This window comes from Vibrio sp. STUT-A11 (assembly GCF_026000435.1).
In the GTDB taxonomy this organism is placed as follows: domain Bacteria; phylum Pseudomonadota; class Gammaproteobacteria; order Enterobacterales; family Vibrionaceae; genus Vibrio.
The window spans coordinates 1,622,226-1,647,279 of record NZ_AP026764.1; the positions used below are offsets into that span (position 1 = coordinate 1,622,226).

Here is a 25,054-nt window from a genome sequence, read left to right on the forward strand (position 1 = left end):
GCAGGTATTGGTCTTAGGAAGACACTCTTCGCTTGGCAACCTCGAAAAAATTTGAAACAAAAGGCCACCAAACGGTGCCTTTTGTCTGACGTGAGTTTATTGCTTTAAGAACTCACAATTCGTGCTCAGTACGAGCGATGATGTCGTCCTGTGCATCTGGCGACAGCGCGGTGAAGAACGCAGAGTAACCCGCAACGCGTACTACAAGATCGCGATATTGCTCAGGGTTCTTCTTAGCTGCCAGCAAGGTTTCTCGGGAAACAATGTTGTACTGTACGTGCCAACCTTTATGGTGGTTAAAGAAGGTACGAATCAACTTAGAGAGTTTCAACTTATCCCCTTCTGAAGCCACTGCTGCCGGGCTTAACTTCTGATTAAGCAGCACACCGCCCAAGATTTTATTGGCTTGGACCTTACCGACTGAGTTATACACGGCGGTTGGTCCCAAGCGGTCTGAGCCAGATGCCGGGCTTGCGCCTTCCGCCAGTGGTGTTTCAGCTTTACGGCCATCAGGCGTTGCCATGGTAGAAGCACCAAATGGCACATTAGCCGAGATACTGGATGTCCCTGCGTAGTAACCACCACCGATTGGGCCTCGTCCGTAGCGGGTGTTAACAAACTGGCTTATCTCAGTAATGTACACCTGGTACGCATCAGCCAGAAGTTGGTCAACATAATCATCATCGTTGCCGTATTTTGGCGCGAAATTGATTAATCGCTGACGAAGCTGCTCGTTCTCAATCCCATCAAAGTCTTCAGCCAGCGCTTTTGCCAATTCCGGCTGACTAATCTGCGCATCCTCAAAGACCAGATGTTTGATAGCAGCCAGGCTGTTGCCCAAGTTAGCAATACCCACTTGCAGGCCGGATACCCAGTCGTATTTTGCACCGCCCTCTTTGACTGTTTTACCGCGAGGTAAACAGTCATCCACAAGTGCAGAACAGAAAACATCTTGTGCTTGTTGTTCGAGTACGCTGTCTACAACGGTATCAATCTCAATCGATTTACGCGTGTAGTAGCGAATTTGATCTGCCCAAGAGGCCGTCACTTCTTCGAAATTGGTAAAGTTACCTTTCGCTAATGATTTAGTATGCGGTAAGAAGGCTTTACCTGTAGTCGCATCGACACCTTCGTTTAACGCAGCAAGTAAGATCCGAGCAAAGTTAATAAAGCTCATACCAGTACAACGATAGCCCCACTTACCAGGAACCGCCGTTTCAATACAGCCGATAGACGCATAGTTGTATGCGTCTTCTTTCTCGACACCCAACTTAATGAACTCAGGGATAACAATTTCATCGTTGTTGAATGCGGGCATACCAAAACCACATTTAATAACCTCAATACAGCCCATCAAGAACTCTTGATTCAAACCTTCGTGGTAACGAACGCTTAGGTTTGGCTGAGTAGAACGAAGCTGTCCGCAAGATTCCAAAATTGCCCACGACAATGGATTCACCGCATCTTCAGGCTCGCCGTTTTCATTCAGTTTTTGTCCACCGATACAGACGTTTTGATACAGCGGAGAACCTGCTGACGCTTTTGAGTGCGCACCGGAACGAATCTTGTTTACTTCTAACAGTTTCAACCAGAGGCTTTGTAGCAATTCTAGCGCGAACTCTTTGTTCATCTCAGCATTTTCGATGTCGCGCTCATAGTATTCGTTGAGGAACTGGTCCATGCGACCAAAAGAGACCGAATGACCGTTCGATTCGATTTGCAACATTAACTGAACAAAATAGCTCAGTTGGAGTGCTTGCCAGAAATTCGTCGGAGCGTGATAAGCGACATGACGGCAGTTTTCAGCAATGGTTTCGAGTTCGGCTTTTCGCTCTGGGCGTGTTTCAGCCTGTGCCATTTCTTTGGCGAGATCCGCGTAACTCACTATATGCTCTTGAATCGCCAATAATACGATTTCAACTGACTTATAGAACTGTTCTTTTTTCAAACCTTCATAAGTAGAGACATCGTTGTTGGAGCGATGTTGACGAACCTCGTCCAACAAACCATTCATACCGATCTTAAGTATTTTTTCATTGTCGACCGCGAGGTGAGCATCGCCAGACGTCATATTGCCTTCGGCCTTAATGATGGTACTGGCCAGAATCTCTTGCTGCTCGTCTGTGAATAAACCATAACAGCGATCTTGAACGGTTTTACCGCGCCAGTATGGCGTTAGTGCGTGGATACTTTCTTTATCTGCTTCGCTAACCGCAAACCCAGCGCCTGGGCGATCTGCCAGATCGTCAATTTCGGCTTCTATCCAGCGGACCGTGTATTCAGGAAAGATTGGCGCCGCGCGTACCTTGCTTGCCTGATTACCAATGATTAATTCATCGTGCTTGATCCAAATGGTACGAGTGCGTAAATGCTCTTGTAGTGCCAACGCGCGTTGTACAATCACAGGTTTATCTTCATTTGCCTGATAGGCGCGAGTGTATGCTTCTGCACGTTCGGTGCAAACTGGTGGAGTGACAATGTTTACCAGTGCCGATTTATGCGCTTTTATACGCTCAGGAAGGGTGTGTAGGTTCATGATTAACCTCTTACAATCACGTTAAGTTGGGTATGTTCGCTTGCATATAGCATTGCGCTTTCTAACAGTTCTGGCCTATTTAATGGCTTGTCAGAACACTCGTAAGGCATATCGAGCAAGCGGTATTTGTTCGTGCCGAGGGTGTGATACGGCAATAAGTGAAGTTCTTGGCAGCTTTCTAATGAAGCAGCAAAATCAATAATCTCTTTCAGCTCTTCGATGGTGTCGTTGAAACCCGGGACCACAGGCACACGAATCACAATACGTTTTGCTATCGGAGCGAGTTTACGAAAGTTGTCTTTGATGCGTTTTAGCGAGCCTTTCGCCCAGTGAAGAAACTTGTCTTCATCTGTGTGTTTGAGATCAGCCAGCCAGCAGTCGATATGTGGTGCGACTTTTTCTACGCTTTTCCACGGCACATGCATGCAAGATTCAATCGCTGTCGGCACTTGGTTTTCATGCAATCTTCGCGACAGTTCCGCAACCAGATCCGCTTGCATCAACGGCTCACCACCAGAAAAGGTGACACCACCCTGGCTTTGGTCGTAAAACGGTTTGTCCTTCATTAACGTGTCGAACAGCGTATCTGCAGACGCTTCTTCTCCACATACCGTCAACGCTTGAGTTGGGCACACATTCTGCAATGCGATGAGTTGCTGTTGATTGATCGCCTTACGATTGATGGCAATTTGGTTATCAACGCGCTGAATCCCATCACACCCCATTGCATGACTCGCAGCGACGCAAAGATCGCAATCTTGCAGACAGCTACGATCATCAAACAGAAGCGAACGTTTCTCACTGCGGCTCTCAGGGTTCTGACACCAAGGACAAGACAGACTGCACCCCTTCAAAAACAGGATAGTACGAATACCATCACCATCGTGGGTCGAGAACCGCTGAATATTGAAATACATCTCTGTTAGCCTCTTTGTTTTCATCATTGTTGTGCTTGATTTGATATCTGCACTTTCTTACTTAACTTTCGTTTAATGAAATTATTATTCTTTCACTTGAAATTACAATTGATCGAAATCAAGATCTTTGCCGATAGACGGTTATATAGTGACTCCATCAACAAAACGAAGAATTTGTTTAAGGGAAACCTCATGATTGAACTCTATTTAGATACAGCTGACGTGGCAGAAGTAACACGCTTTAACCAATGCCTGCCGTTAAAAGGCGTGACCACAAACCCAAGTATTCTGGCGAAATCACAACAGGGGCTAAATGAAACCCTAAAAAGCATGCAACAAGCTCTGGGTGGGTCTCCTCGCTTCCATGCGCAAGTCGTTAGTACAACGGTGGAAGGAATGGTTGAGGAAGCTCGTCAAATTAATGAATTGCCTTACGACATGGTTGTTAAAGTACCAGCGACAGAGACAGGACTAGCGGCGATTAGATTAATGAAGCAAGAGGGAATTCAGGTACTGGCGACGGCTATTTACTCCGCACAGCAAGGTTTTCTCGCCGCACTTTGCGGTGCAGATTACTTAGCCCCATACGTGAACCGTATTGATGCAATGAATGGTAATGGTGTGGAAGTCGTTGCCGACCTGCAATTATTGCTCGATCACAACCAACTTCCGGCAAAAATTTTAGCGGCAAGCTTCAAAAACACACAACAAGCAATGGAAGTGATGATGCTAGGTATCGAGGCGATCACACTGCCAGTGGATGTGGCGGCGCAGATGTTTGCTCACCCTGCCGTTCAGCCCGCGGTCGATCAGTTTGATAAAGACTGGAAATCGGCGTTTGGTGATAAACTTTCATTTGAAAGCTGATTATTTGAAAGCTGATCGTTTGAAAATTTTCAGTGCGCCCTTGTGACAATGTCACTCTTTGGGGCGCATTCTTAATTGCACTATACTTTTAATCGTTTGTTTTTATTCTGGATTTTTACCGGACTTATGGTCCGATTCTCAATCAACGACAATAAGCTCGACACCATGATCTTCCATTTTCCTGGCAATATTCTCAGGAGGACGACGGTTGGTAACGACAAAATCGATGTCTGACCATGAACAGGATTGGAACATCAGTTGGGAATTAAACTTACTATCTTCAGCGATACAGATAACCTGAGTTGATTGGCTCGCCATGGCCAGCTTTAGATTGGCATCGGTTTCTAAATCCGTCGTTATACCCGACTCAGATAAAGCACTCACACCAATAAAAGCTTTGTTTGCCTGATATTTTCTGATCTGTTGAGTGGTCATATCGCCAAGTATGGCGTGAGAAAAGTCATCAAACGTCCCACCAAGCACACACTTTTTAATACCAGACTTATCACGCAGCTCGCCTAGAGCCTCAAGTGAGTTTGTTATCATGCTGCAAGGTTCTTCGAGATAATGAGCAAGTGCGGCGCAAGTGGTGCCAGCGTCTAAAAATACGATGTCGTGCTCTTTGACAAGTGATGCCCCAAATGCAGCAAGCTTTTGTTTGATCGGATTCGATTTGGATCTCTGATTATACGAAACGGTAACCTTTTTATCGTCTAGAATTGCGCCGCCCCGAATGCGTAATATGCCTGGATGGTTGGCGAGTTTCACCAGATCTCGCCGCGCAGAATCGTAAGAAATGTCATACTGGTGGCAAATCTCATCTATGGTGATTTTACCATGGCTTTTTATATGATCTTCTATCTCAATCAAACGTTCTTCTTGCGTCATTAATAGTCACACCTTGCTTTCATTGGGTTTAGTGTAACCGATTCTTAGCCATTAAACACTTGAATACACGTATAAACACTTACGCTTACATCGATTTATTACCTATATTCATGCAGAACACTCAGCTTAAAACTTGAATTCCCGTAAGTAAACGTGAGATATTTGAACTTAAATACGTATTAATGCGCAAGATTGTAAGCATTAGCGCACGGTTTATAAGTGTTTTAAAGTGAAATGATGATAGTCAGATACTATTCATCCAATCACGATGACGCAAAATCAGAGGTGTAGAGCCTTCTGTACCCACTAACAGAGAATTAGATATTATGACTTTTTCACCAATAAAAACCGCTGTAATCGGATATGGATTTTCAGCAAAAACCTTCCATATCCCATTCGTTAGCGCATTAGATGAATTTGATCTTGTCGCGATCAGCACCAGTAATGGAGAAGCGGTAGCCACAGACTGGCCAACTGCACAGCATTATGCTTCGGCGTCGGATTTACTCTCAAGTTCGGATGCAGAACTGGTCATCATTACAGCACCAAACGATGTCCACTTTTATCTCGCCAAGCAAGCCCTTAAAAATGGCAAACACGTGATCATCGAAAAGCCTTTTGTCACCAATGTGTCGGATGGTGAAGCACTTATTGCGCTGGCGAAAGAAAAAGGCCTCATTCTAAGTGTTTATCATAACCGTCGTTGGGATGGTGACTTCTTAACCGTTAAAAAATTAATAGAAGAAAAACGCATTGGCGAGCTCAGACATTTTGAATCTCACTTTGACCGTTTCCGACCAGAGGTTCGTCAGCGCTGGCGTGAACAGGCGACAGATGGTGGTGGCATTTTGTTTGACCTTGGCTCGCATTTAATTGATCAAGCACTTGAGCTTTTCGGTCTTCCTGATGCGATCAGCGCTGAATGTAAGATGATGCGTGAAGGCTCGACCAACGTTGATTATTTTGATGTTGTTATGCACTACCCTAACCATTTGGCCATCGTTCACGGCGATCTATTCAGTGCCGGGCCGAATAAACGTTTTACTCTTAAAGGTACAAAGGGCAGCTACGAGAAGCTAGGTCTGGACCCTCAGGAGCCACGTTTAATTGAAGGTACTCTTCCGACCGATCCAAGTTGGGCAGATGAAGATCCTGACAACAATGGTCGACTATACTCCACAGATCATATTGAAACGATTGACACAGAAACCGGTGGTTATCAGCATTATTTCCTTAAAATGGCGGACGCAATTCGCAATAACACCGCTCCACCGGTTAGCGCTGAAGATGCTTTGTGGAACATCAAGCTGATTGAACTGGCAATGGAAAGCAGTCGCTTGGGTCAAAAATTACCAATAAAGAATGTGTGAGAACAAGGAAATGAGCAAAGACATTTTATCAGAGCTATTAGATCAAGAAGCGGACTTACAGTTAGATCATTTTAATCATGGCACTGCATGGGAACTCGGCTGCGCATTGAAATCGGCGGCGGACGAACGATCTGCTACCATTTTTATCGAAGTGTACGCGTTCGAGCAAGTGCTGTTTAGCTACGCAATGGAAGGCAGCACTAAAGACAAACAAGACTGGGCAAAGCGCAAGCGCCAATCTGTTCTGCGCTTTGGTCACAGCTCTCATTATCTTGGTCATTACAATGCATCTAAGCAACGTGACTTTGACAGTCAGCCTCATATCGATGCGAGAGAATACTGTGCCCATGGAGGTGCCTTTCCAATCCGTATCAAAGGAAGTGGACTTGTTGGTGTGATCACTGTGTCTGGATTACCGTCAGAAGAAGACCATAACATGGTGATTGAGGTGCTGAGAGCACATATACAGCCTTCGCAACCATAAAGATGACTTAACGATCTATAGGCGGAATTGTCGGTGGCTAAAGTCGCCGACTCTTTTTGTTTTAATCTCCGTAAAGTAAACATCTCTCTTCTCTGTTTCTATTGCTCGAGCAACTCTGGTGTCGGGCTTAACGTTGGACATTAGCAAAATCTTAATTACCCGGTGGCAAACCTAGCGGGATAAACCATACTTTGAGCAGGTCTTTTTCCTATTCTGGAATACGTTCACTTTTGTGCGGGATGCCAAATTATGGTTAAAACAATTTTTCACCAAACGCTGGCGGACAATGCCAATCTGCAAATAGCACCACACAAAGCAACACTCTCTCCTCCTTCGCTTAAAGGGCTGCGCTCTGGTGGGCTGAACATAGGTTTTGAAGCGCTGGATCGCCACGTTAACCAATCGGAACAAGATAAACTGGCTATTCGTTGGATCAGTAAAGACAATGAAATTTTTGATTTCAGTTACCTCGATCTAAGCGAGCAAACCAACCGCTTCGCTGACCTGTTAGCAAAGCTCGGCTTACCACGAGGTAGTCGAGTGTTCAGCCTCGCAGGCCGCAGACCAGAACTTTACATAGCAGCAATGGGCACCCTTAAAGCAGGTTGTGTGTTTACCCCACTCTTTTCGGCGTTTGGACCCGAGCCTATTCGTTCCCGAATGGAAATCGGCGTGGCGAATGTCGTCATTACCACTCGCAGCTTATATCGGAAAAAACTCAAAAGTTGGTGGCACGAATTACCGCATCTTACAGCTGTATTACTGATTGATGGCGGCTTAGATGACGAGCCCGGATGCTATGACTATCACCAGTTAATGGCTGACATTAACCCTGAACGCCACTGTGAGCCGACACAGCCAGAAGACATGGCGCTGCTTCACTTTACCAGTGGCACGACGGGTAAACCGAAAGGTGTTATCCATGTCCATCAAGCCGTACAGCATCATATTCACTCGGCCTTTTATGCGTTAGATCTTAAGCCTGATGATATCTATTGGTGTACTGCCGATCCAGGCTGGGTAACAGGGACAACTTACGGCATCATCGCCCCACTTTGTCTTGGCGTCACCATGATTATTGATGAAGCAGAATTTGATGCCGAGCGTTGGTATCAGATCTTACAGGATCAAAAAGTCACCGTCTGGTATACCGCGCCGACTGCGATACGAATGCTGATGAAAATTGGTGAAGCGCTGCCTAAGCAATTCGATTTGTCACATTTACGCTTTATGGCCAGTGTCGGCGAGCCACTTAATCCTGAGGCGGTTGAATGGGGTGAAAAAGTCTTTGGCATGCCATTTCATGACAACTGGTGGCAAACAGAAACTGGCGGCATCATGATTGCGAATGTCCCGTCAATGCCAGTCAAACCCGGCTCGATGGGTAAGCCCCTGCCCGGTATTGAAGCGGCTATTGTCAATCCAAACGACGACGGTTCTTTACGTCTGGAAACTGAGCCGATGCAAGTTGGAGAGCTGGCGCTTAAATCCGGCTGGCCTTCAATGTTTCGCGGCTATTTAAATCAAGAAGAAAAATACCAGTCCTGCTTCAAGGGTGACTGGTATCTCAGCGGCGATTTAGCGATGAAAGATGAAGACGGCTACTTCTGGTTCGTTGGTCGTAAAGATGACCTGATTAAATCTTCTGGCCACTTGATTGGTCCTTTCGAGGTTGAGAGTGCCTTAATGGAGCATCCTGCTGTAGCAGAAGCTGGGGTTATCGGCGTCCCCGACCCCGTTGCAGGCCAAATCGTCAAAGCCTTTGTCGCGCTAAAACCAAATGTGACCGCAGACGAGGAACTTCAGCAATCGCTGCTTGGTTTAGCTCGTAAACGTCTTGGTGCAGCAGTGGCACCGAAAGAAATCGTCTTTCGTAATAACCTGCCAAAAACACGCAGTGGAAAAATCATGCGCCGATTACTTAAAGCACGTGAGCTAGGCTTACCTGAAGGGGACATTTCGACTTTGGAGAGTGATGAAAAATGAACAAAAGACTCCATATTAATCGTGAACATTTGCTCAAGCAGTTAGAACAGATGCTCCGTATTCGTCGTTTTGAAGAAAAGTGTGCAGAGCTTTACGCACTGGAAAAAATTCGTGGTTTTCTCCATCTTTATATTGGCGAAGAGGCCATTGCAACCGGAGTGATGTCAGCACTCAATAACGATGACCAGGTCGTTGCGACCTATCGCGAACACGGCCACGCCCTTGCCAGAGGTATGAGCATGGGTAGCGTACTCGCTGAAATGTATGGTCGAACTAACGGTTGCAGCCGCGGTCGTGGCGGATCTATGCACCTGTTCGATAAAAATCTGCAATTCTACGGTGGTAATGCCATTGTCGGAGGTGGTCTGCCTCTTGCGACGGGTCTCGCGCTTGCGAATAAAAAGATGCAGCGCGAAGCCATAGCTGTATGTTTTTTTGGTGAGGGTGCCGTTGCCGAAGGTGAGTTTCATGAGAGCCTTAACCTCGCGGCACTTTGGGAACTTCCGGTTTTGTTCATCTGTGAAAACAATCGTTACGCCATGGGGACCGCGCTTGCACTGTCTGAGTCAAACACCAATATCTCTCAGAAAGCCAGAAGTTATGGTATTGAATCCACTCAAGTTGATGGCATGAACGTGGTTGACGTGGAAGCAGCCGCCGGTGAAGCCGTTGATTATGTCCGTGAGCAGAAAAAACCTTATCTTATCGAATGTCAGACCTACCGCTTCCGTGGTCACTCAAGTTTCGATACACAATTGTACCGGGATAAGAGTGAGGTCGCCCTGTGGGAAGAGAAGGGTCCCGTTAAACAACTCATCCAATGGCTGCAAAAAAACAGCCACTTTCAGGATCAAGAGCTGTCTGATATTGAAGCGAAAATTGCCGAAGAAATCAGTGAAGCCATCGCTTTCTCAGAAAATGGTGAATTAGAGCCAGAAGAACAACTGACTCGTTTTGTTCATAGTCCCGGAAACCAACAAACACCAGAACCGTCACCTTGCAGCCAGGCCCCCAGTAAAGTGACCTATCGCGAAGCACTGCGCGCAGGGATCAGTGATGTACTGCTCAATGAGCCTCGCTCCTTCTTAATGGGTGAAGACGTCGGACGTTATGGTGGTTGCTACGCCGTCAGTAAAGGATTGCTTGAACAATTTGGCCCAGATCGAATCATTGATACCCCTCTTTGTGAGTCGGGATTTGTCGGTGTAGGGGTTGGTACGGCACTAGGCGGCATGCGCCCTATCATCGAGGTCATGACCGTCAACTTTAGCTTGCTGGCGATGGATCAGATCATTAATACCGCTGCGACTCTGCTGCATATGTCAGGAGGTCAGTTCAACGTCCCTGTTGTTATTCGTATGGCTTGCGGCGCGGGGAAACAACTCGCCGCCCAGCACTCTCATAGTTGGGAGAACTTCTACGCTCATGTTCCCGGACTAAAAGTATTAAGCCCGGCAACCCACAATGATGCTTGCTATATGCTCAGTCAGGCAATTGTGGACCCCGATCCGGTGATCATTTTTGAACATGTCATGTTGCTTAATGAAGAAGGTCAGATTACGGAAACGCCTGATGCACCGATGAACCAAGCGTTGGTTCGTCGGGATGGTAAAGACGTCACACTCATTACCTATGGCGGCAGCCTTGGTAAAGCCCTACAGGCGGCTTATGAACTTGAGACAGAAGGCATAGACGCTGAAGTCATTGATCTGCGCTCACTCCGACCGTTGGATACCGACACTATCATTGCCAGTGTGTCGAAGACGCATCGAGCCGTCATCATTGACGAAGGTTGGTATACCGGAAGTCTGGCGGGTGAAGTCAGTGCAGTCATCATGGAAAACGCCTTTTGGCAACTGGATGCGCCTGTCGGTAGGGTTTGTACCGAAGAAGTGCCAATACCTTACCCTCACCATTTAGAACAAGCCGCCATCCCTCAAGTAGACCAAATCGTGCGAGCAGCGAAGGCGACCTTAATGACGCCCGATTGGCAGGAAAAATGAGGAGAATCCGCTCATGGGAAACAATCAGCACGATGGCTCCTTAATTGATATCACCATGCCTGCTCTTGGTGCCGACATGCGCGATGGTACACTGATGGAATGGCAGATAAAGCCGGGCGATCACGTAGAAAAAGGTGACATCATTGCGGTCATTGAGACCAGCAAAGGTGCGATAGACATGGAGTCTTACCATACGGGCACTATTAGCGAGCTTCTGATAGAGCCGGACATTAAACTGCCTGTTGGCAGCGTTATGGCTCGAATGGAAAGTGATACGCCAGTTACACCAGTAGCTGATATCAAATCGTCCACAAGTTCGCAGAACGCAACGGAGCCTCTTCTTGACACATTGGATGAAGAACTGCCACCGTACATAGCGCCTAAAACTGCCCGAACTTCAGTCAATGAGCCTAGACCAACACGTGACACCGTAACTGAATCCGAGCTATCAAAACACATTTCAAAGTCCTCTCCTTCTGAAAGCCAACAACGACAATACGCATCGCCAGTCGCAAGAAAAACTGCGCATCTATCAGGAATTGAACTTTCGACATTAACGGGCAGTGGCCCATATAGTGCCGTTCTCCTGCGAGACTTACCTAAAGATGGCGATTCGCCTGCTCCGCCGCCGACTGATAAAACAACAATAGAACGACCAGATGTTTCACCGATGCGACAAGCGATCAGTGACGCCATGACTCGCTCGAAAAAAGAGATCCCGCACTATTATCTCGCGTTGGATATTGACCTGACTAAAGTACAAACCTGGCTGGCGGAACAGAATCAACAGCGTGAACCAGAACAACGACTTTTGTTACCCGCAGTCATTCTCAACGCCATCGCTCGTCAGTTGGTAAAATTCCCTGATCTCAATGGCTTTTATCAAGACGGTCACTTCACCCCTTCTACAGCGGTGAATATCGGTAATACCATCAGCCTGCGAGAAGGCGGTTTGGTTATTCCGGGTATTCTCAATGCGGACCAGTTATCCGTGGATCAAACCATGGATGCACTACGCGATTTAGCCGAACGTAGCCGACGCGGGCGACTTCGCAGCTCCGAGATTAGCCAGACCACCATAACGGTAACCAGTATTGGGGAACGAGGAGCCGACAGTATTACCGGTGTCATTTACCCACCTCAGGTGGCGATCATTGGACTTGGCCGCCAGCGTCAGGCTCCAGTAATAAGAGAGAATCAAATAGAAATCGGTGAAATCATGACCGTCACACTTGCCGCTGATCATCGTGTAAGTGACGGCGTCACTGGTGCTCGATTTTTGCAAGCACTGGCAAAACAACTTCAACATCCGGAGGCTTTATGAGCGATATCAACATACCAACCACGATTGCCGACGCGATAAAACACATCGCCCCGGAAATTGAAATGGACGAAATAGACCTTGATGAAGATCTGCGCGAAGAGTGCGATCTCGATTCGATGGACTTTCTTAATCTCCTTGCGTCTCTGAAAAAGAGTACCGGCGTTAGTATCCCGGAAGGAGACTACACCAAGGTACGCAGTTACAACCAGTTAAAAAGCTATTTGCAACAAAGGTGTCAGTAAGCGCTGTAGCGCCAATGACGGCAGACAGAACCTTAAAACAGAAAAAAGGACGCTGACTATGTCTACACAAAACGCGCAACCGTTGATCTATCGCTATCAACAGCTTCATAAAACAGATGTCAGCCTCGTCGGAGGCAAAAATGCCAGCTTAGGTGAAATGCTCAGCCAGCTTAGTGACAGTGGTATTCGGGTACCAGACGGCTTTGCCACCAGCGCGCAATTCTTCCGCGACTTTCTAGCGCAAAATGAACTGAACGATCCGATTGCCGGATTTCTTAACCGAATGAATCGCGAAGAAATCAGTCTAGCAGAGGCCGGCAAGAACATACGTGCATTGATAAGCCAGGCAAACTTTACCCCAGAGCAAGAAAGCGCCATCTTAGGTGCATACCATGCTTTATGCGAACAAATTGGCGTGTCTTCGGCTTCGGTCGCAGTACGTAGCTCCGCCACCGCAGAAGATCTCCCTGAAGCCAGTTTTGCTGGTCAGCAAGAAAGCTATTTGAATATTCGTGGTGATCAACAAGTTCTCGAGGCTTGTAAGCAGTGTTTTGCCTCCCTTTATACCGACCGAGCCATTGTGTATCGTCAAGAACAAGGCTTCGAACACCAACAAGTTGCTTTATCCGTCGGTGTGCAACAGATGATCGAGTCACAATGCGCAGGGGTAATGTTCAGTCTGGATACCGAAAACGGCTTCCCGGATGTGGTCATGATTAATGGTAGCTGGGGGTTAGGGGAAACCATTGTTAAAGGCTCGGTCACACCGGATCGCTTTATGGTCTATAAACCGCTACTTGAGCAATCAGACAAGTGCCCTATCATTGAAAAACAGCTCGGTAACAAACTGGAAAAAATGCAGTTCAATGAGCCGGGAAACGTCGCTCAGCCAACCATTACCCTAACCACCAGCAACGAAGAGCGTAGCAAGTTGGTACTGAATGATGATGAAATACTGCAACTGAGTAAATGGGCGGTGCTCATAGAGAGCCATTACGGCTGCCCTATGGATATGGAATGGGCGAAAGATACCCAAAGCCAGCAATTGTATATGGTTCAGGCTAGGCCAGAAACAGTCGAATCTCACAGAGATGCCGCTCTGTTGGTTAACTACAAACTAGAAAAAACCAATGCTCCTGTGCTGCTTGAAGGTGCTAGTGTTGGGGGCGCAGTCGCTGTCGGTCAAACCTACACAGTGCTGGCTCCTGATGATATCGACTCATTTCCTGAAGGCGCAATTCTGGTAACAGAACGCACCGACCCGGATTGGGTGCCATTAATGCGCAAAGCGGTTGGTATCATCACAGACTCAGGCGGGCCAACCAGCCACGCAGCGATAGTCAGTCGCGAGCTTAAAGTTCCTGCGATTGTCGGTACCGAACACGCGACTGAGAAACTCAAATCAGGACAACTGGTGACTCTGAATTGTGCCCAGGGTGCGGTTGGACAGGTTTATGAGGGTGAAGTCAGCTACACCACGCAAGAGATCGATCTCAAATCTCTACCGTCGACTGAAACGAAAATTATGATTAATGCCGCCATGCCGGATGGTATTTTCCACTGGTGGCAACTGCCGACCGCCGGGATTGGGTTAACCCGTATCGAATTTATTATCTCCAGCCATATTGGGCTGCATCCGATGGCACTATTACATCCAGAGCAAATCACCGATCCCGAGATCGAAAGCGAAATTCGTACCCGATGTGCAGGATTCAACACACTGGCGGACTATTTTGTCGATAACCTCGCGCTTGGCGTCAGCAAAATAGCCGCAAGCCAGTACCCTAAACCAGTGATTGTGCGCATGTCTGATTTCAAATCAAATGAATATCGTGGCCTACTCGGCGGGGATTTCTTTGAGCTTCATGAAGAGAACCCGATGCTGGGTTTACGCGGCGCTTCTCGTTATTACCATCCTCGTTACAAAGAAGCGTTTCAGCTTGAATGTAAGGCGATTTTAAAAGCCAGAGAAGAGATAGGATTCGATAATATCATCGTGATGATCCCGTTCTGCCGTACCGTCAGTGAAGCCGACAAAGTGCTGGAAGTGATGGCAGAAGCTGGACTTAAACGAGGAGAAAACGGACTGCAAGTCTATGTGATGTGTGAAATTCCATCCAATGTCATTCTTGCCGATCGATTTGCAGAGCGCTTTGATGGTTTCTCTATCGGCAGTAACGACTTAACTCAATTAGTGCTAGGGATTGACCGCGACTCAGCAGAGCTAAAACCGATGTTTGATGCACGAGACGACGCCGTAAAAAGCCTGATTGAGCAAGTAATACGTGTCGCACACAGTAAAGGATGCAAAGTCGGTATCTGTGGGCAAGCGCCATCAGATCACCCGGAATTTGCTGAGTTTCTTGTCGCTTGCGGAATCGATTCAATTTCACTCAACCCAGACTCCTTCGCCAAAGGCTGCACTGTAGTAGCAAAAGCAGAGAAAGAAATTTCGCAATCCAACAAACCATAACGCTAGTTTAACCAGTATTATACAGTTAAAAACTCACCCACCTCGGCCCAGCGCAATGTTGGGCCATGAGTGCAGACATAATGATTATTCATGTAACAATGTCCGCATAACCCGACCGCACAGTGCATTCTTCTCTCAACAGAAAGATAGATGTCTTGGGGATCAATACCGTAAGAAACCAAATATTCGCTCACGACGCTCATCATCGCCTCAGGGCCAGCAACCAATACGCAATCTGGCTGCTCACCGAATGAATGGAGCACTGTGGGTAAAACGCCTATTGCCGTACCGGGATAGTAATCTTCCGCATCCAGCCCGGTAAGATCTTCAACGACATTGAAAATAGGAATGCAATGTTTCCAACGCTCTCGCTCTGGTTTGAGTAACAAGGTTTGCTTGTTCCGTGCAGCATAAACCACTTCCAACTGAGCGTAACTTTGTTGATCGATAAGTTGGTCAATAACGCTAACCAAAGGTGCAAGCCCACACCCTCCACCTATGACTAAAATCTTTTTGTCCACCAGTTCACTCGCCTTCCAGCCATAGCCAAAAGGACCGCGAGCGCCTAATATTGCGCCACGTTCTTTGGTAAATAGTGCCTGTGTGACAGCGCCCATTTTACGCACTAGCGCTCTAAAGTTTCCGGACTCATCAGGTAGCTGAGTAAAGGTAAACGGCGCTTCGCCAATCCCCGGTACGCAAAGCATGAAAAACTGACCACTTTGGGTTTTCATCCATTTGGGGTCCAACTGTAGTAAGCGAAAATGGTAATGACGGGTGTCTTCGCCATCATCATAAAAGTCAATAACTTCGATACTGTCCGGAGTAAGGTTAAACATCATCGGCTATCCTTTTCATTAATGAATGTACACCTATAACTCCAGGGCACGTCTGCTCGCACCGTCCGCAGCCCACGCAGCCATAGCGCCCAAACTCAGGTACAAAATCAATGCTGAATTTGTGATACCAGAACCGCTCTACCCTTTTTGCGGCTTCCTTAGACGGGTTATGAAAACTGGCTTCACGTTGGAAACCCTCATATAAGCAGGAGTCCCAAAATCGGACTTGAGAAACATTGTTACCTTGAGAAGCATTGTGGCCTTGAGAAACATAGTCGTCTTGAGAAGCGTAGACGTTTTCAGAACCAGTATTTTCTGCAATAGAACGAGTACCAAAACACGAGCAGGTTGGGCAAAGTGTCGTACACCCAGAGCAGCCCAAACATTGGATGCCCACTTGTTGCCAAAACTCGTCTGTCACCTTGCCTTGACTGACTTTTTCGATACCTTCGATAAGATAACGGTCATCAGGGAAAGCCTGTTCACAATGGGCGATATTTTCCCAGCGCTTGCTCTGGTGGTGAGTTAAGGCCACTTTAAGATCGAGTCCTTGTAATGACTCTTCTCCCAACTTCGACAACACCAACAACAGCCATGACTCCTCATCCACAGGATGAATCACTAAATCCGCCGTTTCATCGCGTACACTTGGGCCCGCATTAACGGTAGGACAAAAGCCTTGCTTACAAGGTTGAGTGCAATCCACACCGACCAACAGTGCTTGTTTGCGGCGAGCCTGATAGTATGGGTCTTGCTCGAAGAACTCGTCTTGATAACGAATTGCGACCAAATCACAGCTTTGTACACCAAACAACACAAACGGTTCCACATTTGGCAGTGTCTCTTTAAAGAACTCCCCGTCAAACACGTACATTGGTTCGTTTTCAGTGAAGAAGAAACCCTTGGCCGAATGAGTCGGTAATTGATTAATTAAAGGCGGCAGGTCTTGCGCGATGACTTGCTGCCAATAGTAATCGTCCGTCCCCTGCTCACTATTGGCTACGACCTGATAAAGCGCTCGACTCTGTAGCAAATGCATTCGGAGTTCATCTAAAGAATCTAACAGGTAAGTCTTTGTCATTTTCCTTCCCCCGGTTTTTCCCAAGGTGCGAGTGGCTTGTGCCCGACAGGTAGCAGCTCAACCTCAACGGCGCAGGCTTTTAATTCTGGCATTTTTGTCACGGGATCTTGCGCCGTATTGGTCAGCTGATTCGATGGTGCCTCTTTAAAATGATAAGGCATACTCACCACGCCAGGAGGGACATCATCAGTGATCATCGCTCTTGTTTCGATGTAGCCGCGTCTTGATCGTACGCTGACCGGGCTATACAAAGAAATCCCCAGCAAGTCGGCGTCCTTAGGATTAATGAACAAAATACCCGGTGGGATCTCTCGTTCCAACAAGGGCGATTTACGTGTCATGGAGCCACAGCCATAGTGGAAATGTAGCCGATTGGTGGTTAACACTAGTGGAAAATCAGAGTCAGCTGGCTCATCAATCGGTACGTACTTAACGGGTGTCAAACGCGCTCGACCGATAGGAAACTCTTTTTCGTGCAGAACTGCCGTTCCTTCAGGTGCATCATGGTTGCATGGCCACTGTAGTCCGTAATTTTTATCCAGCTTCGCGTAGCTCATTCCTTGATACGACGGGGTAATCGCAGCCATCTCATCGAATACTTCTTCACTGTTACGCCAATTTAGTGCATCACTCCCCATTTTTTTTGCCAATGCTTGTAACCATTGCCAGTCAGCCATTGCCTCACCAATGGGTGGCATCGCTGGGTTAATATGCTGAACACGACGTTCGCAATTGGTAAAGGTGCCCGACTTCTCCGCAAACGAGGCGGCGGGGAGAATATAGTCAGCCAGTTTTGCTGTCTCTGTCATGGTCAGTTCGGCAACCACCAGCAAATCCAAAGACTTGTAAGCTTGTCGAACGTGGTTTTGATCCGGGTCGGTTACCACGGGATCTTCACCAAAAAGAATCTGCGCCCGAAAGTGTCCTGCTAACGCCGCTTTGGTCATACCCAATGAGGTTAAACCCGGCCTCGACGCCACATCGCAATCCCAGTAATCCGAGAAACGCAACTGCATAACGCTATCTTCCACGGCTTGGTATCCCGGGTAGACATTAGGTAAACATCCCATATCACAAGCGCCCTGAACATTGTTTTGCCCACGTAATGGATTGATGCCGGTACCCGGTTTACCTATGTGGCCACACACCAGAGCTAAATCTGCTAACGCAATCACATTGGACGTGCCACTAACAAACTGAGTAATCCCCATGCCATACATGATCATGGCTTTGTCTGCCTGGCTATAATATTGAGCGGCCTGCCGGATCAGATTCGCCTCAACCCCGGTCGTACTCTCCACCGATTCCGGTGTGATGCGTTCTACATGATCTAACAGTGCTTCAAAGCCCTGACAACGATTGGCAATAAAGTCCTCGTCATGCCAGTGATTAGTTAGAATCACATGAATCATGGCATTAATGAGTGCGATGTTCGTTCCTGGAGTTAATTTCAAATGTAAATCTGCTAACTTGGCCAAACGTGTGACTCTGGGGTCTATGACGATTAACTTCGCGCCGGCCAGTTTGGCACTCATGATCTGCCCGCCGAGAACACTGTGGTTCTCTGTGGGATCCGCCCCAATTACCACGATCACTTCTGCTTCAAGCAGATCTTTGGTGCTGTTGGTCATCGCCCCCGAGCCTAACACCTGCTTTAAGCCTGCAACGGTCGGGCTATGGCAAATACGGGCACAATGGTCGATGTTATTGGTGCCTAATACCGCACGAGCAAATTTCTGAGCCGCGTAGTTATCTTCATTAGTCGCACGGGCGCTGCTTATCACCCCAGTCGCATCAGAACCAAACTCATCGATAATACTAAGTAGAGACGAACTGATAGCCTCAAGCGCCTCATCCCAACTTATGGGGACGAATTTATCTTTCTCGCGTTTCAAAGGTTGAGTGATTCGATTTTCGGCTGAAATGGCGTAAAGACTACTCCACCCTTTCTCACACAATTTTCCCTGGCTAATCGGGTGCGCATTTAATGGGCTAATTCCACAAACCTGACCATGTGAATCACACGTCAGAAGTAATCCACAACCCACGCCACAGAAAGGACACACCGTTTGAGTTGGATGTTCTCGAACCGTGCTATGGTTGAGTCGTGGCACCGAAGGCGTCGCGTCTTCGCCTATGGGAAAAGGAAGATCGGGGGCTTTTGATGCGTTTTTCTGCTGAGAGCTCATAGCCTTAACCTTGCTACGTGAACCTAGCTAAATTATAGCAGTCTCTCGTTGTTCGTTAGGCTATTCGCATTAGAAGCCGTGATCTTATTCTGAGTGACCACGCTGATAGATAATGTGATAGACCAAACCAACAAACACACTTCCTCCGACGAGATTGCCTAAAATAACTGGAAACAAATTACTGAAGAAGCCCAATAACCCAACCGAACTAACAGCCTCAACCGTACCCGCACTTTGAAGCATCATCGCTAAAGAAATAAAATACATATTCGCAATACTGTGTTCAAATCCAGCTGCGACAAAAGCGGAAATAGGAAAAACGATGACGACCGCTTTGTCTACCACAGTACGCCCAGCTAACGCCATCCAAACTGCCATACACACAAATACATTACATAAGATTCCACGGAAAAATGCCGTCCAGAAAGGCATCTCGCATTTTGCTGCTGCTATGTTTGCATACGTCGTTGCGATGGCACCTTGATTCATTTCCGGATGACCCGACAAAAACACCATTGCAGCGACGCTAACCGCGCCAACAAAGTTTGACAAGCAGACCACAACCCAGTTTTTTAACAGTTCAGCCGTGGTGATTTTGTTATCTGCCCACGCCATCGCCAGTAAATTGTTGCCAGTAAATAATTCGGCACCGGCAATAATGACAAGTATCAACCCTAGCGAAAAGGTCAGCCCACCTAACACTTGCTGAGTAGCGAAACTTAACGCTGGATCCGATTTAACGATAGTAAAATACAGGCCGCCAAGACCAATAAAAGCGCCCGCTAAGATACCCAGCATAACCATAGACAACAGAGGCAAGCGTGCTTTTGTTACACCAATAGAATCCACTTTCTCAGCAATTTGCTTTGGTGAAAATGAGTCAAAACCATAGATGTCCGCCACAAGCGTCTCCTGCTTTCCCGCTTCATATCCAAAACCTAGTCGATATTCTATAATTATCAAACGATGAGCATACTCCAACGTACCACTATTAGGAGCCTTGTACATGGAACAGACCGGAGACCTTTGGCACAGTAAATCCATCGACGACACATTTTCTAAGCTCTCAAGCCAGCCAGATGGTCTAGCTCCACAAGAATCCGCTCAGCGCCTCTCTCAGTTCGGAGCAAATAAGCTTCCGGTCTCTCATAAGCGATCGGTTTTTCAGCGTTTACTTAGCCAGTTTCACAATGTCCTGATCCATGTTTTATTGGTCGTCATGATAGTCACCGCCGCCCTGGGTCACTGGGTGGATGCCGCCGTTGTTGCGGGCGTGGTAATCATCAACGCCATCATTGGTTTTATTCAGGAAGGCAAAGCGGAAAACGCACTCAATGCGATCCAAGCGATGCTCGCCCCAACCGCGTTGGTTCTACGCGATGGTCATCAAATCAAAATCAACGCGGATGAGCTGGTCGTTGGCGACGTTGTTATCCTGCAATCTGGTGACCGGGTTCCCGCAGACCTGCGTTTGTTTCGCAGTAAAGGGCTTCAAGTTGCCGAAGCGGTACTGACAGGCGAGTCGATGACCATCGAAAAGACCACTCTACCAGTCAGTTCAGACAGCGAATTAGCCGACCGTTATTGCATGGTTTATTCGGGAACCATGGTGACTCATGGGCAGGGTTCAGGTGTCGTCGTTGCGACTGGTATAAACACTGAGCTGGGTAAAATAAGCTCCTTGGTTTCACGGGTAAAACCTGCGACTACCCCACTGCTCAAACAGATTGCTCAGTTCAGTCGCTGGTTAACCGCTGGCATCTTAATTGTCGCCGTCGCAACTTTCAGTTATGGCTTGCTGATTCAGGGTTACCCCATCACAGACATGTTTCTTGCGGCAATCAGCTTAGCTGTGGCAGCGATTCCAGAAGGGTTACCCGCAATTATGACCATTACACTTGCCATTGGTGTGGAAAGAATGGCCAAACGCAATGCGATCATTCGCCGCCTACCTGCTGTAGAAACACTGGGGGCGGTAACGGTCATTTGCACAGATAAAACGGGTACTCTGACTCGCAATGAAATGACGGTACAAAAAATCATCACCTCGAATTACCAGTTTGAGATAGGCGGAACGGGATATGATCCTCATGGTGGCGTAACTGTTAATCAGAAATCCATTTATCCAGAGCAATACCCCTTCCTTATTCAGGCGACTCGGGCATCGGTACTGTGCAATGATGCTAGCATCAAACTGCATGATGACAAATGGCAAATACAGGGCGATCCAATGGAGGGGGCACTGCTTATCGCAGGTATGAAAGCAGGCATAGACATCGAAACGGAGACAAAAAGTTTTCCTCGAACCGATCTTATCCCATTCGAATCAGAACACCGCTTTATGGCAACGCTCCATCACAACCATATCGGAGAAGCGTATATTTTCATCAAAGGTGCCCCCGAAAAGGTACTCGACATCTGTAACCAACAGCTAGTCGATCAAGATGCCGTCAATACAACCACCGAAATCGATCATACTTACTGGCATGAACAAATTGAAACCATGGCCAAGCAAGGGATGCGGGTTTTAGCGATTGCTTATCGGCCAACCAAATACACCCAGCTAGAACTCTCTTTTGATGACGTTAAAGACGACCTCATCATGCTCGGACTATTTGGCTTGATCGACCCGCCGAGACAAGAAGCAATCAAGGCGATTGACGTGTGTAAGAACGCGGGAATACGGGTAAAAATGATGACGGGCGACCATGCCCTGACGGCACAAGCCATCTCCGGGCAAATAGGCCTTATCAACCCCAACGATACGCTTACAGGTCAACAAATCGATGCTCTGACCGACGAAGAACTGTTCGCAGTTGCCAGAGAGGTTGATGTCTATGCACGCGTCAGTCCCGAACATAAAATGCGACTGGTTAACACACTGCAACAGCATCAACAAATTGTGGCGATGACTGGCGATGGCGTTAACGACGCGCCCGCACTAAAACGTTCTGACATTGGCACTGCAATGGGGATCACGGGTACCGACTCTGCTAAAGAAGCCGCCGAAATGGTGCTTACCGACGATAACTTTGCGTCGATTACTGCTGCAGTGGAAGAAGGCAGAGCCGTTTACGATAACCTGAAAAAGGCGATTCTGTTTATTCTGCCGACCAACGGAGGTGAAGCGCTGGTCATACTGGCAACGGTAGTTTGGGGATTCAAAGACCTGCCCCTCACGCCCATTCAAATTCTGTGGGTTAATATGATCACCGCGGTCACGCTTGCTTTAGCATTGGCCTTTGAACCTAAAGAACCAAACCTGATGCAACGTGCTCCGCGCGACCCGGATACGCCGCTTCTGACTTCTCACCTTATTTGGCGAGTGATATTTGTTTCTGTCATTTTGATGTTTGGCACTCTGGGCATGTTTGTATGGGAAATGAGTCAACAAGAGGATATTGCCAGAGCCCGTACCATTGCGGTAAACACACTGGTGATGTTCGAGATATTTTATTTATTCAATACCCGGTTTATCCTCGATTCTGTTTTTTGCCGCCAAGGATTGATTGGTAATTTCTACGTGTTAATTGCGATCGCGGTGCTGATCGTCTTTCAAGCCTGTTTCACCTATCTTCCGTTCATGCAGGTGCTGTTTGGAACCGCCGGGATTGAAGTCGATGTATGGCTACGAATAATCCTTGTCGCATCGTCGGTACTGTTTTTAGTCGAGCTGGAAAAGTACTACTTAAACAAATCAATGACGAAGACACACTCTACAAGCTAGGTAATCCCAAAGGTCTAAGCAATCACAAAGGTAAAGTCTCCAGTTAAGCGCCCGTCGACTTTCAATGGCTCAAACTGCAAATAGTCACGCGCTTTTCCGCCCCACCACTCGTTACCAGTATTGCCTTTCAAATAGAGTTGTGTTGTTAACAGTTCTTTATCTCCACGCCACAGTTTTACATGTATATGAGGAGGACGCGAACCGTATGCAACGGGATATAAGGTTTGGAAGAGGTAATGCCCGTGTTTGTCCGTAATAGCGGCACCAAAGCCAGCAAACTGAGGATCAAACTTCTCATTGCTCAATTGATTGGGATGGTCATAAATGCCCTGACCGTCGCACTGCCAGATCTCAACCTTAATACCAAAGACTGGATTACCAGACGTATCGACGACCCTGCCCTGTAACACAATGGGCTCACCCACTAATCCATCTGGCTGCAAAATCAAGTTTTCACGAAGCGGTATTCGCTTAACCGGATAAAACGGCCCCTCTGTTTGCGCTGGTGTAGGTTTCATTGGACTCACCGCTTTGAGCGATGGAGCAAAAAGTAGTGTCCATAAAGCTAGAAAATGCCTTCGTTCCATGATGCCACCCCAATTTTTGACTACTTTAATTGTGGTGTACACAGAGCAATTTTCCACTTAAGGGTAAACGGACTAGCGGTATGTTCCTCGGTAGTTAGTCAAACAACAAAGTCGATGGTGATCACAAGCTTCACTTATAGCGTCTAGGCTGTTATTGGACAGAAGCGATTTAGGTGTGCCACCCTAAACCGCTTCGTTCAGATTAGAAAAAGCATCTTGAAACCTTAAATGTTTGTTATGCGTCTTTTTCCACAAACATTTGCTTGTAAGACTTCGTTTGCAATGCTGTCCGTGTTAAGCCAAATTTATTAGCCAAAGTTTCCAACTCAACTTTGTAAGCCGATAACATAGATTCATCATCTGTCATTATTGCGAACTCGGCAAAATCTCCGATACCCGCCAAGGAATCAACGGTAATATGAAAATCACCAATAAAGTAGATACTCCGCGTTTTCTCCGCTTTTAGCACCAATTCAAACCCCATAGTTTCCAACATGCTACGAGCACTTGACGCATCAGTAATATTTGTCGCCTGACACCGATCAGGTTCAGGTCCCTTAACTATCCACAACTTGATACCCGAAGGCTCCATCGTTCGAATGCAAACGCTTTTATTCTCGATATGTAAGGCTTTGGCTGGTAAATCAAAATACCAGTCACATTCAATATTATCTTCGAGCATAACTTCGTGTGGTAATAACCTTAAGACTTCGAGGAAAACCGATTTCGAGTCGATTCGATACTTGAGCTCAACTTCGTATTTACCTTGGAAATGATTGTGATTCATAATCTACTTCAACATAAAAATAGAATTCTAACATAAGTGAAAGTGGTAAACTCAGCACGAAAATGGGCATAAGTATCTTAGCGAATGTCTATCACTACAAATATCCTGTAAACAGAGTTACGCCAAAGAAAATGAGAACTATACCAGCCACTCTTTCCACGATGTGTATGCCCGCTTTTAAGTGTTTCTGAACTCTAGGACGACCGATTGCAGTTGCAATGAATAAGTCCCAAAGCAAAACGGCAAGAAACATCCACACCCCACAAGAAACCTGCTGAATCAGCGTAACTTCATTTCCTAGAATCACGGTCATTAAACTCATATAGAACAGCGCATTCTTAGGGTTGAGTAGCGCGGAATTTAATCCAAGTAGCAGTTGGTTCCATGCTGATGGGATTTTTACATGTTTTTCTTCTAATAACGAATCAGTTTGTTTGCTTCTTAATAACTTCTGACCGATCCAAAAAAGGTAAATAGCACCTAATACTTCAACCGTTGCAAATACAATTTGATTCTCACGAATATTTACCCAGCCAAATATCACCAATGCTATATAAATAGCATTTCCCAGTGCAATCCCTAGACAGATAAACCGACTCCCGAGCAAACTATGACGGATTGAATGAGCAATGATTAAGAATAAATCCTGTCCCGGACTCAACAGAGCGACGAAATGAGCTAATGCCAATGCAGGGAAAGCTGCGGGGAAAAGGATAGAAAGCGACATAAACAGGTACCTATAGCCAAAATTATT

Annotated in this window: 19 protein-coding genes; 9 read left to right on the top strand and 10 right to left on the bottom strand. The window is 47.0% G+C overall.

Annotated elements, in window-relative coordinates:
- Nucleotides 1-112 precede the first annotated feature (112 nt).
- Together OO774_RS22920 and OO774_RS22925 are read right to left on the bottom strand one after the other, a co-directional pair.
- Nucleotides 113-2,536 (bottom strand): formate C-acetyltransferase/glycerol dehydratase family glycyl radical enzyme, encoded by a 2,424-nt coding sequence (locus OO774_RS22920; RefSeq protein ID WP_264907005.1) that lies wholly within the window; start codon nt 2,534-2,536, stop codon nt 113-115.
- A 2-nt stretch (nt 2,537-2,538) separates the two neighbouring features.
- On the bottom strand, nt 2,539-3,453 hold the full coding sequence (locus OO774_RS22925) for a glycyl-radical enzyme activating protein (protein WP_264908689.1): 915 nt from the start codon (nt 3,451-3,453) through the stop codon (nt 2,539-2,541).
- A gap of 192 nt (nt 3,454-3,645) precedes the next feature.
- Here OO774_RS22925 and OO774_RS22930 point away from each other — a divergent pair, with 192 nt between their 5' ends.
- Nucleotides 3,646-4,320 (top strand): fructose-6-phosphate aldolase, encoded by a 675-nt coding sequence (locus OO774_RS22930; protein ID WP_264907007.1) that lies wholly within the window; start codon nt 3,646-3,648, stop codon nt 4,318-4,320.
- 138 nt (nt 4,321-4,458) lie between these two features.
- Here the strand turns inward: OO774_RS22930 and OO774_RS22935 are convergent, their stop codons facing one another.
- A complete protein-coding gene (locus OO774_RS22935; RefSeq protein WP_264907008.1) occupies nt 4,459-5,208 on the bottom strand; it encodes a DeoR/GlpR family DNA-binding transcription regulator in 750 nt (249 codons plus the stop codon).
- Between the two features lie 326 nt (nt 5,209-5,534).
- Here OO774_RS22935 and OO774_RS22940 point away from each other — a divergent pair, with 326 nt between their 5' ends.
- The 7 genes from OO774_RS22940 (at nt 5,535) to ppsA (ending at nt 15,090) form a co-directional block, all read left to right on the top strand.
- A complete protein-coding gene (locus tag OO774_RS22940; protein WP_264907010.1) occupies nt 5,535-6,578 on the top strand; it encodes an oxidoreductase in 1,044 nt (347 codons plus the stop codon).
- A 10-nt stretch (nt 6,579-6,588) separates the two neighbouring features.
- Nucleotides 6,589-7,062 (top strand): heme-degrading domain-containing protein, encoded by a 474-nt coding sequence (locus tag OO774_RS22945; RefSeq protein ID WP_264907012.1) that lies wholly within the window; start codon nt 6,589-6,591, stop codon nt 7,060-7,062.
- Nucleotides 7,063-7,311: 249 nt separating this feature from the next.
- Nucleotides 7,312-9,048, top strand: coding sequence for an acetate--CoA ligase (gene acsA, locus OO774_RS22950; RefSeq protein ID WP_264907013.1), 1,737 nt, complete (start codon nt 7,312-7,314; stop codon nt 9,046-9,048).
- Nucleotides 9,045-11,051, top strand: coding sequence for a pyruvate dehydrogenase (acetyl-transferring) E1 component subunit alpha (gene pdhA, locus OO774_RS22955; RefSeq protein WP_264907015.1), 2,007 nt, complete (start codon nt 9,045-9,047; stop codon nt 11,049-11,051). Before acsA ends, pdhA begins: the two co-directional genes overlap by 4 nt.
- Nucleotides 11,052-11,064: 13 nt before the next feature.
- The gene (locus OO774_RS22960; RefSeq protein ID WP_264907017.1) at nt 11,065-12,375 is read left to right on the top strand and encodes a dihydrolipoamide acetyltransferase family protein; all 1,311 of its coding nucleotides are present in this window, start codon (nt 11,065-11,067) and stop codon (nt 12,373-12,375) included.
- Nucleotides 12,372-12,617 carry an acyl carrier protein gene (locus tag OO774_RS22965; RefSeq protein WP_264907019.1) on the top strand — a complete coding sequence of 82 codons (246 nt, stop codon included), beginning with the start codon at nt 12,372-12,374 and terminating at the stop codon, nt 12,615-12,617. The genes OO774_RS22960 and OO774_RS22965 overlap by 4 nt, the downstream gene beginning before the upstream one ends.
- A 58-nt stretch (nt 12,618-12,675) precedes the next feature.
- Nucleotides 12,676-15,090, top strand: coding sequence for a phosphoenolpyruvate synthase (gene ppsA / locus OO774_RS22970; RefSeq protein ID WP_264907020.1), 2,415 nt, complete (start codon nt 12,676-12,678; stop codon nt 15,088-15,090).
- A gap of 17 nt (nt 15,091-15,107) precedes the next feature.
- On the opposite strand, the gene OO774_RS22975 is transcribed toward ppsA, so the two are convergent.
- The 4 genes from OO774_RS22975 to OO774_RS22990 all read right to left on the bottom strand — a co-directional run bounded on the left by OO774_RS22975 (nt 15,108) and on the right by OO774_RS22990 (nt 20,102).
- Nucleotides 15,108-15,932, bottom strand: coding sequence for an FAD-binding oxidoreductase (locus OO774_RS22975; RefSeq protein ID WP_264907022.1), 825 nt, complete (start codon nt 15,930-15,932; stop codon nt 15,108-15,110).
- Entirely contained in the window at nt 15,922-17,010 is a 1,089-nt protein-coding gene (locus OO774_RS22980; protein WP_264907024.1) for a 4Fe-4S dicluster domain-containing protein, read from the bottom strand. Before OO774_RS22980 ends, OO774_RS22975 begins: the two co-directional genes overlap by 11 nt.
- On the bottom strand, nt 17,007-19,199 hold the full coding sequence (fdhF, locus tag OO774_RS22985; protein ID WP_264907026.1) for a formate dehydrogenase subunit alpha: 2,193 nt from the start codon (nt 19,197-19,199) through the stop codon (nt 17,007-17,009). The genes OO774_RS22980 and fdhF overlap by 4 nt, the downstream gene beginning before the upstream one ends.
- 84 nt (nt 19,200-19,283) lie before the next feature.
- Nucleotides 19,284-20,102 (bottom strand): formate/nitrite transporter family protein, encoded by an 819-nt coding sequence (locus OO774_RS22990; RefSeq protein ID WP_264907028.1) that lies wholly within the window; start codon nt 20,100-20,102, stop codon nt 19,284-19,286.
- Nucleotides 20,103-20,205: 103 nt separating this feature from the next.
- Here OO774_RS22990 and OO774_RS22995 point away from each other — a divergent pair, with 103 nt between their 5' ends.
- Nucleotides 20,206-22,926, top strand: coding sequence for a cation-transporting P-type ATPase (locus OO774_RS22995; RefSeq protein ID WP_264907029.1), 2,721 nt, complete (start codon nt 20,206-20,208; stop codon nt 22,924-22,926).
- Between the two features lie 14 nt (nt 22,927-22,940).
- Here the strand turns inward: OO774_RS22995 and OO774_RS23000 are convergent, their stop codons facing one another.
- From OO774_RS23000 to OO774_RS23010, 3 genes are all read right to left on the bottom strand, one after another.
- Nucleotides 22,941-23,513 (bottom strand): protocatechuate 3,4-dioxygenase, encoded by a 573-nt coding sequence (locus tag OO774_RS23000; protein ID WP_264907031.1) that lies wholly within the window; start codon nt 23,511-23,513, stop codon nt 22,941-22,943.
- Nucleotides 23,514-23,748: 235 nt separating this feature from the next.
- The gene (gene cyaB / locus OO774_RS23005) at nt 23,749-24,300 is read right to left on the bottom strand and encodes a class IV adenylate cyclase (RefSeq protein ID WP_264907033.1); all 552 of its coding nucleotides are present in this window, start codon (nt 24,298-24,300) and stop codon (nt 23,749-23,751) included.
- A gap of 94 nt (nt 24,301-24,394) precedes the next feature.
- The gene (locus OO774_RS23010; RefSeq protein WP_264907035.1) at nt 24,395-25,027 is read right to left on the bottom strand and encodes a LysE family transporter; all 633 of its coding nucleotides are present in this window, start codon (nt 25,025-25,027) and stop codon (nt 24,395-24,397) included.
- Nucleotides 25,028-25,054: the final 27 nt, after the last annotated feature.